Annotated in this window: 15 protein-coding genes; 9 read left to right on the top strand and 6 right to left on the bottom strand. The window is 61.6% G+C overall.

From position 1 onward, the window contains the following. Window position 1 precedes the first annotated feature (1 nt). The gene (gene fabI, locus IGS75_RS11320) at window positions 2-853 is read right to left on the bottom strand and encodes an enoyl-ACP reductase FabI (protein WP_141351857.1); all 852 of its coding nucleotides are present in this window, start codon (window positions 851-853) and stop codon (window positions 2-4) included. A 145-nt stretch (window positions 854-998) separates the two neighbouring features. Here fabI and IGS75_RS11315 point away from each other — a divergent pair, with 145 nt between their 5' ends. From IGS75_RS11315 to IGS75_RS11280, 8 genes are all read left to right on the top strand, one after another. Beyond that, window positions 999-1,541 (top strand): hypothetical protein, encoded by a 543-nt coding sequence (locus tag IGS75_RS11315; RefSeq protein WP_228123649.1) that lies wholly within the window; start codon window positions 999-1,001, stop codon window positions 1,539-1,541. Between the two features lie 129 nt (window positions 1,542-1,670). Further along, complete coding sequence (pdxH, locus tag IGS75_RS11310; protein WP_141351859.1) at window positions 1,671-2,273, top strand: pyridoxamine 5'-phosphate oxidase; 603 nt, start codon at window positions 1,671-1,673, stop codon at window positions 2,271-2,273. 48 nt (window positions 2,274-2,321) lie between these two features. Continuing rightward, on the top strand, window positions 2,322-3,206 hold the full coding sequence (locus IGS75_RS11305; protein ID WP_202256880.1) for a universal stress protein: 885 nt from the start codon (window positions 2,322-2,324) through the stop codon (window positions 3,204-3,206). Between the two features lie 38 nt (window positions 3,207-3,244). Beyond that, a complete protein-coding gene (locus IGS75_RS11300; RefSeq protein ID WP_202256879.1) occupies window positions 3,245-3,973 on the top strand; it encodes a polysaccharide lyase family 7 protein in 729 nt (242 codons plus the stop codon). 70 nt (window positions 3,974-4,043) lie between these two features. Beyond that, the gene (locus tag IGS75_RS11295; RefSeq protein ID WP_202256878.1) at window positions 4,044-5,924 is read left to right on the top strand and encodes a glycosyltransferase N-terminal domain-containing protein; all 1,881 of its coding nucleotides are present in this window, start codon (window positions 4,044-4,046) and stop codon (window positions 5,922-5,924) included. Then, complete coding sequence (gene lpxK, locus IGS75_RS11290) at window positions 5,921-6,904, top strand: tetraacyldisaccharide 4'-kinase (protein WP_202256877.1); 984 nt, start codon at window positions 5,921-5,923, stop codon at window positions 6,902-6,904. Before IGS75_RS11295 ends, lpxK begins: the two co-directional genes overlap by 4 nt. Then, on the top strand, window positions 6,901-7,809 hold the full coding sequence (locus IGS75_RS11285; RefSeq protein WP_202256876.1) for a lysophospholipid acyltransferase family protein: 909 nt from the start codon (window positions 6,901-6,903) through the stop codon (window positions 7,807-7,809). The genes lpxK and IGS75_RS11285 overlap by 4 nt, the downstream gene beginning before the upstream one ends. 170 nt (window positions 7,810-7,979) lie before the next feature. Beyond that, window positions 7,980-8,363 (top strand): hypothetical protein, encoded by a 384-nt coding sequence (locus IGS75_RS11280; RefSeq protein ID WP_141351872.1) that lies wholly within the window; start codon window positions 7,980-7,982, stop codon window positions 8,361-8,363. Window positions 8,364-8,449: 86 nt separating this feature from the next. Here IGS75_RS11280 and IGS75_RS11275 read toward each other — a convergent pair whose 3' ends face one another. Then, window positions 8,450-9,757, bottom strand: coding sequence for a penicillin-binding protein activator (locus tag IGS75_RS11275; RefSeq protein ID WP_202256875.1), 1,308 nt, complete (start codon window positions 9,755-9,757; stop codon window positions 8,450-8,452). A 149-nt stretch (window positions 9,758-9,906) separates the two neighbouring features. On the opposite strand from IGS75_RS11275, the gene rsmI reads away from it, so the two are divergent. Further along, window positions 9,907-10,740, top strand: a complete 834-nt coding sequence (gene rsmI / locus IGS75_RS11270) for a 16S rRNA (cytidine(1402)-2'-O)-methyltransferase (RefSeq protein ID WP_141351940.1) — start codon at window positions 9,907-9,909, stop codon at window positions 10,738-10,740. 4 nt (window positions 10,741-10,744) lie between these two features. Here the strand turns inward: rsmI and IGS75_RS11265 are convergent, their stop codons facing one another. The 4 genes from IGS75_RS11265 to IGS75_RS11250 all read right to left on the bottom strand — a co-directional run bounded on the left by IGS75_RS11265 (window position 10,745) and on the right by IGS75_RS11250 (window position 14,555). Further along, entirely contained in the window at window positions 10,745-11,371 is a 627-nt protein-coding gene (locus tag IGS75_RS11265) for a LolA family protein (RefSeq protein WP_141351876.1), read from the bottom strand. A 3-nt stretch (window positions 11,372-11,374) separates the two neighbouring features. Next, a complete protein-coding gene (gene mbfA / locus IGS75_RS11260) occupies window positions 11,375-12,331 on the bottom strand; it encodes an iron exporter MbfA (protein WP_202256874.1) in 957 nt (318 codons plus the stop codon). Window positions 12,332-12,358: 27 nt separating this feature from the next. After that, on the bottom strand, window positions 12,359-13,735 hold the full coding sequence (locus IGS75_RS11255) for a glutamate--cysteine ligase (protein WP_202256873.1): 1,377 nt from the start codon (window positions 13,733-13,735) through the stop codon (window positions 12,359-12,361). Window positions 13,736-13,808: 73 nt separating this feature from the next. Further along, the gene (locus IGS75_RS11250) at window positions 13,809-14,555 is read right to left on the bottom strand and encodes a 16S rRNA (uracil(1498)-N(3))-methyltransferase (protein WP_202258537.1); all 747 of its coding nucleotides are present in this window, start codon (window positions 14,553-14,555) and stop codon (window positions 13,809-13,811) included. Window positions 14,556-14,581: the final 26 nt, after the last annotated feature.

Genomic DNA, 14,581 nt, shown 5'->3' with positions numbered 1-14,581 from the left:
GTCAGGTCCCGGAGCCGACCGCTGCGATGTCCGGAGCGTCCGGGTTCTTCATGCCGACCGTGTGGTAGCCGCAGTCAACATGATGAATCTCTCCCGTCACGCCGCTGGACAGGTCGGAGAGCAGGTACATGCCCGAACCGCCGACATCCTTGAGGGTCACGTTACGCTCCATCGGAGCATTGAGCTGGTTCCAGCGCAGGATATAGCGGAAATCGCTGATCCCGTTGGCGGCCAGCGTCATGATCGGACCGGCGGAGATGCCGTTCACGCGGATATCGTCACGGCCCAGATCGGCAGCCATGTAGCGCACGGAGGCCTCCAGAGCTGCCTTGGCCACACCCATCACATTATAGTGCGGCATGACGCGCTCGGCGCCGAGATAGGTCATGCTCAGAAACGATCCGCCCGGATTCATCATCGCAGATGCACGACGAGCAACGCTCACGAAGGAATAGCAGGAGATGTCCATGGCCTGCAGGAAGGCATCGCGCGGCGTGTCGATATAGCGGCCGCGAAGATACTGTTTGTCTGCAAAAGCGATGGCATGGAGCACAAAGTCGATCTTGCCCCAGACCTTCTCGATTTCGTCGAACGTGCTGTTGATGGCGTCGTCATCGCTGACGTCACAGGAGAGGACGAGTTCGGACCCGACACTCTCGGCCAACGGACGGACGCGCTTGCCCAGCGCCTCGCCCTGATAGGTAAAGGCAAGCTCCGCCCCCTGTGCCGCACAGGCACTGGCAATAGCCCAGGCAATAGAGTGTTTGTTGGCAACACCCATGATCACACCGCGCTTGCCCTTCATAAGGGTTCCGCTCACTGGAGCCGGGATGTTGTCTTCCGTTTCAGACATGGTGATTTCCTGAATCGCGTTGGCGTATTGAGGGCCGTGGTTGCACAAGCGCCCGTTACAAACAAGACTTTGCGACGATTGCGCCGTTTTTTGCCCTCTGACAGGACATTAAGGCATCACTCCGGCGCTTAAGGAATTTTTACCCATGTGTTCGAAATCCGCCTGCGCCACCATGGACCCATTCGATTTTTCCGAACGACACTCCATCCTGATCCGCGCCCGGCCCGAGAGCATTCTGAACTCCGTACGCCGCTACCGTCTGGGGGATGATCCGCTTCTCCGCCCCGCCCTTTACCTGCGTGGACTGCCTGCCCGTCTGCTGCACACCCCGCCTCCACCGCCTCTGGAGCTTCAGGACTTCACGCTTCTTTCACAGACCGATCGCAGTCTGATCTACGGGCTGAAAGGCTCTTTCTGGCGGACGAATTACGGTCTGCGCCGTTTTGACACACCTATGGAATTTCTCGGTGACAGGGATGCGTCCAGTGCAACCCTGGTCCTGTCCTTTATGACAATGCCAGCCGGGCGGGAACGGACGCGCCTGGTTACGCAGACACATATCCTTTGCCCCACTTCCTATGTCCGGCGGCGCTTTCTCCCCTACTGGCTCATCATACGCCCTGTCAGTGGCCTGCTGCGACGACGCATGCTGTCCCAGATCAAGGTGCGATGTGAGCAGAGCGCCTAAACTGTTTTCATAGCGGGCCGGATGACTGAAACATGCCATCCGCGTTATGATCTTCACACTGACGAGCCGGTCTGCACCGCTCCTGCCGCGCCACGCCTGTTCCGCCAATCCAGTTCCAAGGAGATTCTCATGTCCGACATCCCCCTGATTGACCTGAAGGCCGATCCCTTCGCTCTGTTTGCGGCCTGGATGTCGGATGCCGAGACATCCGAACCGAACGATCCCAACGCCATGGCCGTGGCAACCGCCACGTCCGACGGGCGACCTTCCGTCCGGATGCTCCTGCTCAAGGGTGTGGATGAGCGTGGCTTCGTTTTCTACACCAATCTGGAAAGCCGCAAGGGGCGCGAACTGCTATCCAACCCGCATGTCGCCCTGCTTTTCCACTGGAAATCCCTCCGCCGCCAGATCCGGATCGAAGGCCCGGTCGAGGCCGTCAGCAGTACTGAAGCTGATGCGTATTTCGCAAGCCGCTCGCGCATGTCCCGCCTTGGCGCCGTCGCTTCCGAGCAGTCACGTCCGCTGGACAGCCGCAGCACCTTCGAGGAACGCCTGAAAGCCGCGGACGAGAAATATGGCGAGGGTCCGATCCCCCGCCCTGCCAACTGGTCAGGCTTCCGCGTTCTGCCCGAAGCCATCGAATTCTGGCAGGATCGCCCCTACCGCCTGCATGACAGGGCCGTGTGGACCCGTGACGGAAACAGATGGAACGTCACACGACTTTATCCGTAAATACATCATAACAACGTTCTGCAGATTTTGACCGGGGAGCCCTGACCCATGCTTATCGACATCAAGAATATCCTCCTCCCCCTGAACGGCTCCGGTGACCTCGAAGCCGTCATGTCGGTCGCGCTGGATTTCGCGCACCGCTTCGATGCCCATCTGTCCGCTGTCGTGGTCGGCTCGGACCCGTCCGAAGTCGCAACGCTGGCTGGCGAAGGCATCTCGGCCGGCATGGTCAATGAAATGATCGACACGGCCACGACCGAGGCCCAGCGCCGTGCGATCGCGATCCGCAAGGCCTTCGACGCTTTCATTCACGCGCATGGCATCCGACGCGTCGAGCCCTCGAAAATCGGATCGTCTGCGGGCGATGGCGTCAGTGCCAGCCTTGATGTCCTCAACGGGACGGAGCACGATTCCCTGACATGGCGTTCGCGCCTTGCCGACATGACTCTGGTCCCGAACCTCGCCCAGGACGGCGACCCACGCGCCTCTGAAACGCTGCATGCCATACTGTTCGACAGCGGGCGCCCGCTCGTGATCGCTCCGCCCGCCCCGCCGAAGACAGTGGGCAAGCGCATCGCCATCGCCTGGAACGGCACGCCCGAAGCCTCATTGGCCCTGCGCTGCATCCTGCCCTGGGCCCATAAGGCCGAAGCCGTGCAGGTCCTGACCTGTCAGGACTACCAGCGTCGTGGACCGGGCGCGGACGAGGTCGTGACCTATCTGCGGATGCACGGCATTTCCGCCACGGCCCGCGAGTTCGAGGCCGTCAACCGTGACATCGGTGCGGGGCTCCTGAAGGCGGCCACGGAGTTCAATGCCGACATGCTTGGCATGGGCGCCTATTCCCACTCCCGTCTGCGCCAGATGATTCTGGGCGGTGTCACCCGTCACATTCTGGAACAGGCGCAGCTCACCGTTCTCATGAGCCGCTGAACCCGCTCTCCCTGCCTGCCGACCTGGAAGGAACCGTCATGTCCCTGTCCCGCATCTTCTGCTCAACCTGCCTGACCCTCGCATTGTCAGGTACCGCGCTGCTTCCTGCATCGGCCATGGACACACGCTCTCTGCCACAAGCAGGCAGCTTCACCCTTCAGGAGCCAAAGGCACGACTGAAACTGCACCTTGTTCCGGGAAGCAGGCTGGCAACTGGCTATCACAGCCCGTTCTATCAGCAGAACCCCACAACAAGCGCCATCACTTTGCGGACGGATGGGCTTCAGCCCTCCATCCGGGGACAGACAGCCCCCGCAACTGTCCTGCGTGAAGGCACGGCCTGGTATTTCCAGCAGACACCTGCCGACATGACCGCCAACCTGCATATTGACACCTGGCCCAGCGACCAGCGTGTCATTATCGGTCGTATCCAGAGTGCGCGCGGAGCAGTCGTGGAACTGGTAGCTGATGGCAAACACTCGCAGGTCACGGTGACAATCCATGACGGCAACACGAGCCGGAGCGTCGTCGCCGGGACGATCTACCCGGACCGCAACATCAACTACACCCTCTCCTCGCGCCCGAACGGAACACTTGTTGTTGTCGTCAACGGAAGCCGCAGCGTGCTCGCCATGCCGACGTCCGCGACGGCACCCGTCATGTGGTTCGAGGCCGTCTCCGGCCAGACAGGATGGCACATGCCCTGCCATGGCGATGTGGCTCAGGTGACCTTCACGTCCCTTGAAGTCCGCCATCCTGCACCCTGAGGAGGTAAGGCGGCCAAGGATACATGCCCAGCCTTTGCCGCCCGTAACGCCGCGTGCTACGCGACACGGAATGACCCTGTCTTCACGCCTTCTTCGCCTGTGGTTGGGGGTCTGTCTGCGTTCCACACGCTGGCAGATCAGCGGCTCTCCCCGTGCGGTCGAAACGCTGCTGACGCCCGGTCAGGGAAGTGTGGTCGCCTTCTGGCACCGCTCCCTGGCACTCAGCCCGGCCCTGTGGTTCTGGGCGCGCCCGCAGGAGCCGCGTCTGGCCCTCCGCTTTCTGGTCTCCCGCAATCCAGACGGTGTGCTGATCGCAAATATTGTCCGGCCATGGGGCATCATCGGCATCCATGGCTCCTCCAGCAAAAAGGGCAAAGACAAGGGCGGGGCCGCGGCCCTCCGTACAGCACTGAAAGAAATTCAGAGCGGCTCGATTGTCGGGATCACCCCGGACGGTCCCCGCGGACCGGCTGAACAGGTCCAGCCCGGTGCCATCGTCCTGTCCCGCCTGGCTCAATGCCCGGTAGTGCCCCTCGGCATGGCCTGTACAAGTCTGCGCCTGCCCTCATGGGACAGACTGGTTTTCCCCCTTCCGTTCGGACGCGGCGCCCTCATCATGGGCGAGCCCCTGTTCCAGCCCGATGCCACGATCCTCCAGAACGCCCTGAACGACGTCTCGCTGAACGCCGAGAGCGTGGTGCGACACCAGCAGTCCAATCTGGCGGACCATCTATGGCGTGTGGCCGGAACCCTCATGGCCCCGGCCCTGACGGTCATGCTGCGCATCCGCCTGCATCGCGGACGCGAGCTACCCGGCCGCCTTCGCGAGCGCATGGGACTGGAGCGCACGGGACCACGCCGGGGCCACCGCCCCCCGGGGCAGCTTCTGTGGATCCATGCCGCCAGCGTCGGCGAGACCCTCTGCGCCCTGCCGCTCGCCGATGCCCTGCTCAAGGCCCGGCCCGACATGCGCATCCTTTTTACGACCGCAACCGTCACCGGCAGCGAGATCGTGGCTCGGCATCCACTCTACGAGCAGCGGATCATACACCGCTTCATCCCCCACGACGTACCACGCTGGCTCAGGCGCTTCCTGAACCTCTGGCAGCCGGAAGGCGCCATATTCGTGGAAAGCGAACTCTGGCCAGGCATCATTACAGCCTGTTCGCACCGCGACATCCCGGTCATGCTCGTCAACGGGCGCCTGTCGGATCGTTCGGCCCGTCTGTGGACCCGTCTGGGAGAGCCGGCACGCCACATGATGAAACGTCTGTCCTGGGTGGCAGCCCGTGGCCCCGAAGACGCTGCGCGCTTCCGGGCATTGGGGGCTCTCCCGATCTATGAAGACGGCGACCTCAAACAGGACGCTCCGCCTCTTGTCTATGACGAGACGGAATACGCTCGGCTAAAAACCTTGATCGGCGTCCGCCCCGTCTTCGTCGCCGCATCCACCCACCCCGGCGAAGAAGAGCTTGTCCTTCAGGCCGCGGAAAAAGCCCGAAAGCTCCAGCCCGATCTGCTGACCATCATCGTCCCACGACACCCAGCCCGTGGCGCAGAACTGGCAGCACGCTTTGACCTGCCCCGCCGGACGGCAGGACAGGACCCAACACCCCAGACACAGACCTGGCTGGCCGATACGCTGGGCGAACTAGGTCTGTTCTACCGTCTGGCGGACCGCTGTTTTCTGGGCAATTCCCTTGTCGGAAAGGGTGGCGGCCACAACCCGTTCGAGCCGCTGCGTCTGGGCATTCCTACGGCGACTGGGCCGAAAATGGAGAACTGGCGGGAGGCAATGGCCACTGTTTCTGATACAATCTATGTCGTGACCGATGTGGAGTGTCTGACACGATGGCTCGAATCCCCTCTCCCGCCCGTCAGGACAACGGGATTGCAGCGCTCCGTGGTGAGCGTCCTGCGAGACCGCATCCTGAAAACGGTTGAACGATGACGCGTCGTCCACCCCGTTTCTGGCTGCGTCCCACCCGCAGCACCGCCGCCCGTCTCCTGCGGCCGTTCTCCTTTATCGCCACAACCCTTACCCGCCGCCGCCTCAGACAACCGACCTTCCATGCTTCCGTTCCAGTCCTGTGCTGCGGCAACATCACCACAGGCGGCACCGGTAAAACCCCTCTCACCCTTGATCTCGTCCAGCGCCTCAGGGACCTGGGCCATCACCCCCATATCCTGAGCCGCGGGCATGGCGGCCGCGAGCGTGGCCCGATCGACGTCAATCCAAACCGCAGCACGCCCCGCGACGTGGGCGACGAACCGCTTCTCCTTGCACAAAGCGCGCCGACCTGGATCGGGGCCGACCGTTCTGAAACTGCCCGCCTCGCCATTTCCCAAGGTGCGGACTGCCTCATCATGGATGATGGTTTCCAGAACCCGACACTGCATCAGGATGTCTCAGTTCTTGTCGTGGATGGCGTCACTGGCTTCGGTAATGGGTGCGTCCTGCCCGCCGGCCCCCTGCGCGAGCCGGTGCCCGATGCCCTTGCTCGTGCCAAGGCGGTCGTCATCATGGGGGATGACCGGCATAACCTGCTCCCGACGTTTCCGCCCCATCTCCTGACCGCGCAGGCCAGACTGGTGCCAGGCCCCGAAATCCGGACCCTTCTGGGACGACGTATTGTAGCGTTTGCAGGCATTGGCCGCCCGGAAAAATTCTTCGACATGCTCCGGGACGCAGGCGTGGCTCCCATCCGTTCGCTCCCTTTTCCCGACCACCATTTTTATACGCCTCGTGACATCCAGCGCCTCGAAGCCCTCAGTCGGGAATCGGAAACCACGCTGGTCACTACCGCCAAGGACGCCGTGAAACTCCCATTCCCATTCCGTACGCAGGTGAAGGTCATTGGCGTAGAGCTGCTCTGGGCCGATCCTAAATCCCCCGAACGCCTCCTCAATCTGCTGTTTTCCAACACGTGACGGCTTTCCTGTACCGCGCGGAAACCCTTCTGGTCCGTGCTCTTTTGGCCGCGATCCGCACCCTCCCGCCCGCAGCCTCTTCCAGTCTGGGTGGATTTGTAGCGCGTACGGTCGGACCGCTGCTGCCCGTCTCGAAAGTCGCAGACCGGAACCTTCAACTCGCCCTGCCAGACTATGACGCTTCCGCGCGCCGCCGCATCGTCCGCGACTGCTGGGAAAATTTGGGCCGCACAATAGGCGAGTTCCCCCATCTCAGCCGCCTGAAACAGAACACGCCCTTCGGCGCAGGATGGAGCGTCGAAGGCGCAGAACATCTTGCAACAGCCAAAGCCTCGGGCCGGCCCGTCATCTTTTTTTCGGGCCATATCGGCAACTGGGAACTCATGCCGCCCGTGGTGGCGCGCTATGGCATGCCGTTTGCGTCCTTCTACCGCGCGGCCAGCAATCCCGGCGTTGACCGCCTGATCCACAGGCTTCGGCAAGACGCGATGGGACAGGATGTGCCCATGTTCCCCAAAGGCTCGAAAGGCGCACGCGCAGCCCTGAAATATCTGTCCAAAGGCGGAAATCTGGGCGTTCTGGGCGATCAGAAAATGAATGACGGAATCGAGGCCAGACTCTTCGGTCATCCCGCCATGACGGCCTCTGCCGCAGCCGTGTTCGCTCTGAGGCACGACGCCCTGATCGTGACCGGACATGTCCGTCGTGATGGCCCGGCCAGACTCGTTCTGGTCGTGGATGCGCCCTTCATGCCGACGAAAACGGACGATCGTGCCAGAGACATTCTCGTCCTGACGCAGCTGTTCAATGACCTTCTCGAGGAATGGATCCGCGACATTCCGGGTTCCTGGCTCTGGCTACACCGCCGCTGGAACAAATCCCTGTACCGGAATATGACAACATAGTGTCAAGCTATGCACTGAGAGCATGGCAGATTTGTCACAGTAGGGATGGTTTATGTCGCAAAACAGTCTCCAGAGGTTATTAAAGATTGTGAAACGTGCCTTTCGGATCTTAGCCTGAACTCATCACCACGACCCGGGTCCTTGCCCGGCTTTATGATGAGGACTTCCTGATGGCGCAGGTCGCTCACCTTCACGACCTCTCTCATGGCCGCAACGCGAGCAACATTGTACCTCTGCGTCAGGGCCTTCTCCCCCGTCATCGCGAGTACCTGCTGCGCTGGCTGGAAGCCGGACAGCGCATGGGTGTCTTCGATGCGGAAATTACCCCGGCCGCCCATGATGCCGTCAATGTGGATGGCACGGCCCCCGTCGATCATGTTCTGGTATGGGTCCGCGAAAACCCCGATCCGGCCTATATGCTGCGGCCGCAGGGAATGCGTTGGGTCCTGATCGACCAGATCCGTGACCACGAACTCGGAAGCTATGCCAGCTTCGAGCTCGCCTTGCATGTCATCCGCCCAGTCCTGCCGCTCGCCGAGACCTACGCCGCCTGATCCTGCGCCCGGGCTTCCTCGACCAGACATAAAAAAAGCGCGCCCTTCAAAAAATGGACGCGCTTTTCTTTTGAAAAAAGATCGTATCAGCTCGGGCGGATCGCCACATCCCGCGAAGCCGGCACAACAATGCGGGCACCACCGCCACGCTGGATCTGATAAATCGCCAGTGCCCGCGTGACATGCCCGTCCGGCCGCAGGCGGAATAGCCCGTCTACACCCATATAACCGTCCGGCCGCGTCAGAGCCTGCGTCGTCACGCCCCCCTGACGGATCAGGCTTCCGGCCAGAGCCGCCGCGTCATAGGCGAAATCCGTAACGGGTGAAGGGGACTGCTTGTACAGAGCCCGATACTGCGCGACATAACCCATGCGGTCATGCGCATCCGAAGCTGCATACCAGGCCCCGTGCAGGGCACCGAGCTTGCCATCAAACGCTTTCCACAGCGCCGGCCCCATAATCTGGACCTGCGACGAATCGATATGATCTGCCTGAAGCGCCGTAATGACACGTCCCAGTTCCAGCCCTGTATCAGCCAGCACCAGCGCATCGAATGGCGGCGGCGGTACCGGTAGTACACCCTGAGGAGCCGGGGTTGTCGCTGACGTAGCACCCGTTTCTGTCGACCCTGTCGGGTTGGCCGTCGTCTCTCCCGTCGGATCGATCGCAGAAGGACCAGCCGGGACATCTGTCGGCGCAAGCGCCGGAGCGGCGGGCTGGCGCGTCTCAATAGCGGAGAGCGTCTTCAAACCATCATCGATATTCTGCGAGTCCATCGTGTGGAACACGATCTGCGGATCCTTCAGCCCCGCATCGCGGCATGCCCGGGCCAGCCCGTCCCCCATAGCATGTCCAAAAGCATTGTCCGGCAGGAAAGCCGCAAAAGTTTTCCGCCCCGTCGCCCGCGCGGCGTCGACCATCCGACGAACCTGCTGCTCCGGCGTCAGTCCCATGACCCAGACGCCCGGACGGGCCTGCCTGGAGTCACTGGTGAAGGCAAGCTCCGGCTTGCCCGCATTGATCGCAAGTGGTGCTGCAGCTGCAGTTTCGGTAGCAGTCAGAGGCCCCAAAAGAATGGCATCACCACGCGCCAGAGCATCACGCACAGCCTGCTCTGTCCCGCCCGGAGCATTGGTGTCATGTACGTCCAGCGCAGGCGACCCCTTGGCTGAAAGGGCCAGTCTCGCCGCATCGCGCATCCGCAAACCATAAGCGGCATTGCGCCCCGTCAACGGCAGAATCAGTCCGACATCATGCGCGCCCGGACCTTCAGAAACACCCGGAACGCCGCCGACACCCGGCACAGAAGACGATCCGCCACCTGAGCAGGCGGCAAGGGTCAGGAAGGTTCCCGCAGCAAGGCCGGTGCTTACACCCTTGCGCAGACGGCTCAAGGGGCGACAATACGTCCCTGAGTTTGTCACCGAGGATGCAGATGTCCGAAAAGTCATGTTCCGCTGAAACTCCCTTGAGCGATGCGGCTGAAACGTTACCGGCCGCCCCCCTGCCAGCGCAGAGCCAGGCCGGAGGTGGATGTCTGATATTGGTTGCAACGCCAATCGGCAACCTGGCCGATATTAGCGAACGCGCGATCGAAACACTGAACACCGTGGACGCAATCCTCTGCGAGGACACACGCGTCACGGCAAAGCTTCTGCTTTCGCGCAACATTGCCACACCAACCCGCACACTGCACGATCATAACGAACAGGACCGCACTCCGTTCCTGATCGAAAAACTGCAAGAAGGTGCCCGCTATGCCGTCGTCTCTGACGCCGGCACACCTCTGGTGTCCGATCCCGGCTACCGGCTGGTCCGCGCCGCCATCGCGGCCGGAATACACGTCACGGCCATCCCCGGCCCGAACGCCGTTATCACGGCCCTGACGCTCTCGGGCCTGCCGCCCCTGCCCTTCATGTTTCTGGGCTTTCCGGCTCCCCGCAGCGAAGCCCGCAAGACCGGATTTTCCGCCCTGCGCGCCGCAGAACAGGCAGGTCTGCATTCCACATTGATCTGGTATGAAGCGCCGCACCGACTGGTCGAGAGCCTCGAAGATCTGATCGACGTTTTCGGCCCCGAGCGCGAAGCAGCGGTCGGACGCGAACTCACCAAACGATTTGAAGAAATGGTCCGCGGCACGCTTACCGAAGTTCTCGAACATTTCCGCGTCACAGCACCACGCGGTGAAATTACGCTCCTGATCGGCCCCTCTGCCGAAGATGACAGCGGTGCCGCCGATCTGGACACGCATCTGCGCGAGGCCCTGACAACCCATTCGGTCAAGGATGCCGCTGCTCTCGTGGCTGGGATCGTAAAGCTGCCCAAACGCACGGTCTATGCACGCGCGCTGGAGCTTTCACGCGAACTGAAGGACTGAAGCCTCAATCAGCCTTGGGAAGTACGAACAGGGACTGAGACACAGTCCCGCCCAGATGCACATCGGACAGGGCGATCCTGGTCGTACGCCCCTGCGCATCCACGACCGTCCACCCCAGAAGACCAAGCGGCGCATCGGACAGGAGGAGCGTCAGGGTGCCTTCCCCCGCACTCTGCGTCCGCACCACCTGCACCCGAATCTGCCCGTTGCTGTGCTCAAATCCCGTCACCGTCACATCGCCCGACAGCTTGAGTTCGGGACGCAGCAAAAGCCCGAGCGGCGTGCGGTCCAGCGGAATAGTCGTCACCTGATCAACGCTACGATCCTGAAACACAACGCGCCCATCATTGGCGACCAGCAGCAGCGGACTCGGCTTGTCGTAATCGAAACGCATGCGACCCGGCCGGTCGAGCGTCGCTGTTCCGACCTTCGTGCTACCATCTGCCGCCGTCTGCCTGAAACGCGCCTGAAGGGTCGTGATCTTCCCCAGCGTGTCCTCAATCCGTGAAATCCAGCCCTGATCCGCAGGACGAAGCTGAGCGGGGGTCGCCTGCGCAAATGCCATGGATGGCAGGGTAACGGGCAACAGCGCCACCAGAGCGGCAGCGCGGAAAAAAGAACGGTTCATCATGTCTCAGGAACTGCCAATCAGCACGCCGGTTGCAAAAACAAGAGCCCCACCAAGGAAGACCTGCACCATGGCCGATCCGAACGGCGTGTCCTGATACCGCCAGCGCACCCAGGAAATCAGCAGAAGCTCGATCGCCACCGCAATGAGCGCCACGCCAAAGGCCAGACGGAAATCCGGCACCAGAAACGGTAACGTATGCCCGATACCACCGCCAAACGTCATGGCACCACAAATCAGCCCACGCAAAAGGGGAGCGCCACGTCCGGACAGCTTACCGTCGTCGGCGAGCCCTTCCGCCAGTCCCATGGAAATCCCGGCTCCCAGCGACGCAGCAAGCCCGACCAGAAAAGCTGCATGCGGACTATGTGTTGCAAACGCCGCCGCAAAAACGGGCGCCAGCGTCGAGACGGAGCCATCCATAAGTCCGACCAAACCCGGCTGGACGATCCGCAGTACGAAATCGCGGCGGCTATGTTCGTCTTCGCGGTCACGGGAATTGTCACTCAGATGCGCGTCTTCAAGCCGCCGCGCTTCGCGCTGGTGCCGGTCTTCCTCGGTCGCCAGATCGCCCAGCAGCTTGCGGATTTCGGCATCATGGGTCTGCCCGGCGGCCTGACGGTAAAATCGTGCCGCCTGCCGCTCCATATCGGCAGCCTGCGCCCGGATGGCCTCGATCCCACGATTCTGCATCTGCCAGGCAGATTTACGGAACGGAAAGCCCTGCACATCCTGCCGCCGGACCAGCGGAATATGATTGCCAAAACGCCGGACAAACAGGTCGATCAACGCCCGGCGATGATGATTTTCCTCTTCCGCCATATCCTGGAAAATGGCGGCGCTGTCGGGATAATTTTCCGCCAGCATCTGGCCGAAATCCGCGTAAATATGACCATCCTCTTCCTCGCTGGCGATAGCCAGCGCAAGGATTTCGCGTTCGGTCAGCTCGGAAAGTTTCGTCACGTAGGCAGCAGGTCCCGTCTTATAAAATCAGATAGCGGCTTCGGTGAAGAGCGGCTTCACGCTCTGCCCCCAGGCACCATTATACAGATCCAGCCAGTACTGGGCCTGATTCGGACCACCATCAGCAATCAGATGCAACGGATCGAGATAGCCGGCTTCGTTACGCACACGGGCCCGCAGTCCCTGCTCGGCAAGCTGGAGCACACGCTTGGCCAGCAGTTTCAGCCCGCCCGGGAATGCGGCATCCAGCCCCAAACTCGGCACTTCGGCCCGAAGCTGCTGATAAGCGCTCCAGGGCTGCTCTCGCACCAGTTTTTCTGCGGCTTCGAGCGTTGCTGGATCGTACAGCAGGCCAACCCACAGAGCCGACTGCGCCACCATCATTTCCAACTTCCCGGCATCCGCGCCACGCATTTCAAGGAACTGCTTGAGACGCACATCCGGGAAAACCGTCGTCAGATGGTCTTCAAAGTCTCCAACCGTCGGCGTCAGACCCTTCAAGGGCTCCTGAATGTCTCCAGCGAGCCAGCGACGGAACGAGCAGCCTGCCACGTCGATGTTCTTCCCCTCACGCGAGACGAAATACATCGGCACATCGAGCGCCCAGTCCACATATTGTTCAAAACCGAACCCGTCCTCGAAGAACACCGAAGGCTGTCCCGAACGCTGGTTGTCCGTATCGGTCCAGATCCGCGCACGGTTGGACAGCAGACCATTGGCCTTACCCTCAATGAAGGGTGAATTCGCAAACAGCGCCGTCGCTATGGGCTGAAGTGCCAGTGATACCCGCATCTTGCGCGCCATATCGGCTTCGTCGCTGAAATCGAGATTGACCTGAACCGTGCAGGTCCGCGTCATCATGTCGAGGCCAAGCGTGCCGACCTTCGGCATGTAATTGCGCATGATCGCATAGCGGCTCTTGGGCATCCACGGCATCTCATCGCGCGACCAGAGCGGCTGAAAGCCGAACGGCAGGAAGCCAAGACCCAGTTCCGCAGCCGGACCACGGACCTGATCGTAATGCTCCTGAATCTCTGCTTCCGTTTCCTGAAGCGACACAACCGGTGCGCCCGAAAGCTCGAATTGCCCGGCCGGTTCAAGAGAAATCGCCCGCCCAGCCTGTACGTTCTGCCCTTTCAATCCGATCAGGTTTTCGCCGTCCATGATCGGCGACCAATCCGGCCCCTGAAGCTTTTCCAGCAATGCCCCGATTCCACGCGGCGCGTAAGGCGGCGGCGACAGAGGAGCGCGTCCGTCAGCATCGTGCGGAAGAATGAAGCCGAATTTTTCGTGCTCGGTCCCGATCTTCCATTCAGATTGCGGTTTGCAACCCCGTGAGATCGCCTCGACGAGCTGCGCCCGGCTTTCGATCGACGCAGTATTGGACGTGCCGGGATTGGACATGACGTTTGGCCTCGGTCTGAATTCGTTGTTCGATAATGATTGAACTGTAGCAGGTCCGACGGTTCTGTCACCCTCAGGCAGCGCCCTCGGCTCCCTCTGCAAGACGGGCCAGCCCCGCGCACACGGCCGTTTCCGCCCGCAGTACCAGCGGCCCGAGACTGAGTGCATGAACGGCAGGATGCCGCCGCAGAAGCTCCACTTCCGCCTCGGAGAAGCCGCCCTCCGGCCCGATCAGCAGAGCTACCGCTTGCACAGTCGCATCCTCACCCGGACGACGTTCCAGAGCAGCAAAAAGCGGACGATCGTCCGGCCAGTCCGCCAGCACCGCCCGCAGCGACTCAGGCGGCAGAATCTCTGGAACATCAAGCCGCTCGCACTGCTCGGCTGCTTCGATTGCAATCACCGACAGTCGCTCCAGATTGAGGCGGTGCGTATTGGTCCGCTCCGTCACAACTGGCCGAAAGCGCGTCACGCCCAATTCGGTTCCCATCCGGATGACAAGTTCCGTCGCATCCCGCTTGAGCGGCGCGAACAGCAGTTCCACACCTCGCGTCGAAGCCGGAGTCCGCTCGCAGCGATGCAGCAGGACAGTTCCCTTGTCTTTTTTCAGGGCCGCAATTTCTGCCACCCACTCGCCGTCACGCTCATTGAACACACGGACAGCACTGCCTATGCCCTGCCGCATGACGTTGCCCAGATAATGGGCCTGTCCCGGTGGAAGCGGAACAGTCTGGCCTTCCGCGAAGGCTGTTGCAGACACAGGGACGTAAAGACGGGGGTCAGATCGGCTCATCCTTTTCCGATAGCGCGCCTCGCCCATTGACGGAAGCATGTCCGCACAGCATC

Origin of the sequence: Gluconobacter sphaericus, from assembly GCF_016757795.1 — a bacterium.
Classification (GTDB): Bacteria; Pseudomonadota; Alphaproteobacteria; order Acetobacterales; family Acetobacteraceae; genus Gluconobacter; species Gluconobacter sphaericus.
This window is presented reverse-complemented; position numbering and strand designations above follow the sequence as displayed.

Excerpts from the sequence above, each read along its gene's own strand:
- IGS75_RS11250 (WP_202258537.1), bottom strand. The coding sequence starts at position 14,555 with ATGGGCGAGGCGCGCTATCGGAAAAGGATGAGCCGATCTGACCCCCGT.
- IGS75_RS11295 (WP_202256878.1), top strand. The coding sequence starts at position 4,044 with ATGACCCTGTCTTCACGCCTTCTTCGCCTGTGGTTGGGGGTCTGTCTG.
- lpxK (WP_202256877.1), top strand. The coding sequence starts at position 5,921 with ATGACGCGTCGTCCACCCCGTTTCTGGCTGCGTCCCACCCGCAGCACC.
- IGS75_RS11315 (WP_228123649.1), top strand. The coding sequence starts at position 999 with ATGTGTTCGAAATCCGCCTGCGCCACCATGGACCCATTCGATTTTTCC.
- IGS75_RS11265 (WP_141351876.1), bottom strand. The coding sequence starts at position 11,371 with ATGATGAACCGTTCTTTTTTCCGCGCTGCCGCTCTGGTGGCGCTGTTG.
- fabI (WP_141351857.1), bottom strand. The coding sequence starts at position 853 with ATGTCTGAAACGGAAGACAACATCCCGGCTCCAGTGAGCGGAACCCTT.
- IGS75_RS11280 (WP_141351872.1), top strand. The coding sequence starts at position 7,980 with ATGGCGCAGGTCGCTCACCTTCACGACCTCTCTCATGGCCGCAACGCG.
- IGS75_RS11255 (WP_202256873.1), bottom strand. The coding sequence starts at position 13,735 with ATGTCCAATCCCGGCACGTCCAATACTGCGTCGATCGAAAGCCGGGCG.
- IGS75_RS11305 (WP_202256880.1), top strand. The coding sequence starts at position 2,322 with ATGCTTATCGACATCAAGAATATCCTCCTCCCCCTGAACGGCTCCGGT.
- pdxH (WP_141351859.1), top strand. The coding sequence starts at position 1,671 with ATGTCCGACATCCCCCTGATTGACCTGAAGGCCGATCCCTTCGCTCTG.
- IGS75_RS11300 (WP_202256879.1), top strand. The coding sequence starts at position 3,245 with ATGTCCCTGTCCCGCATCTTCTGCTCAACCTGCCTGACCCTCGCATTG.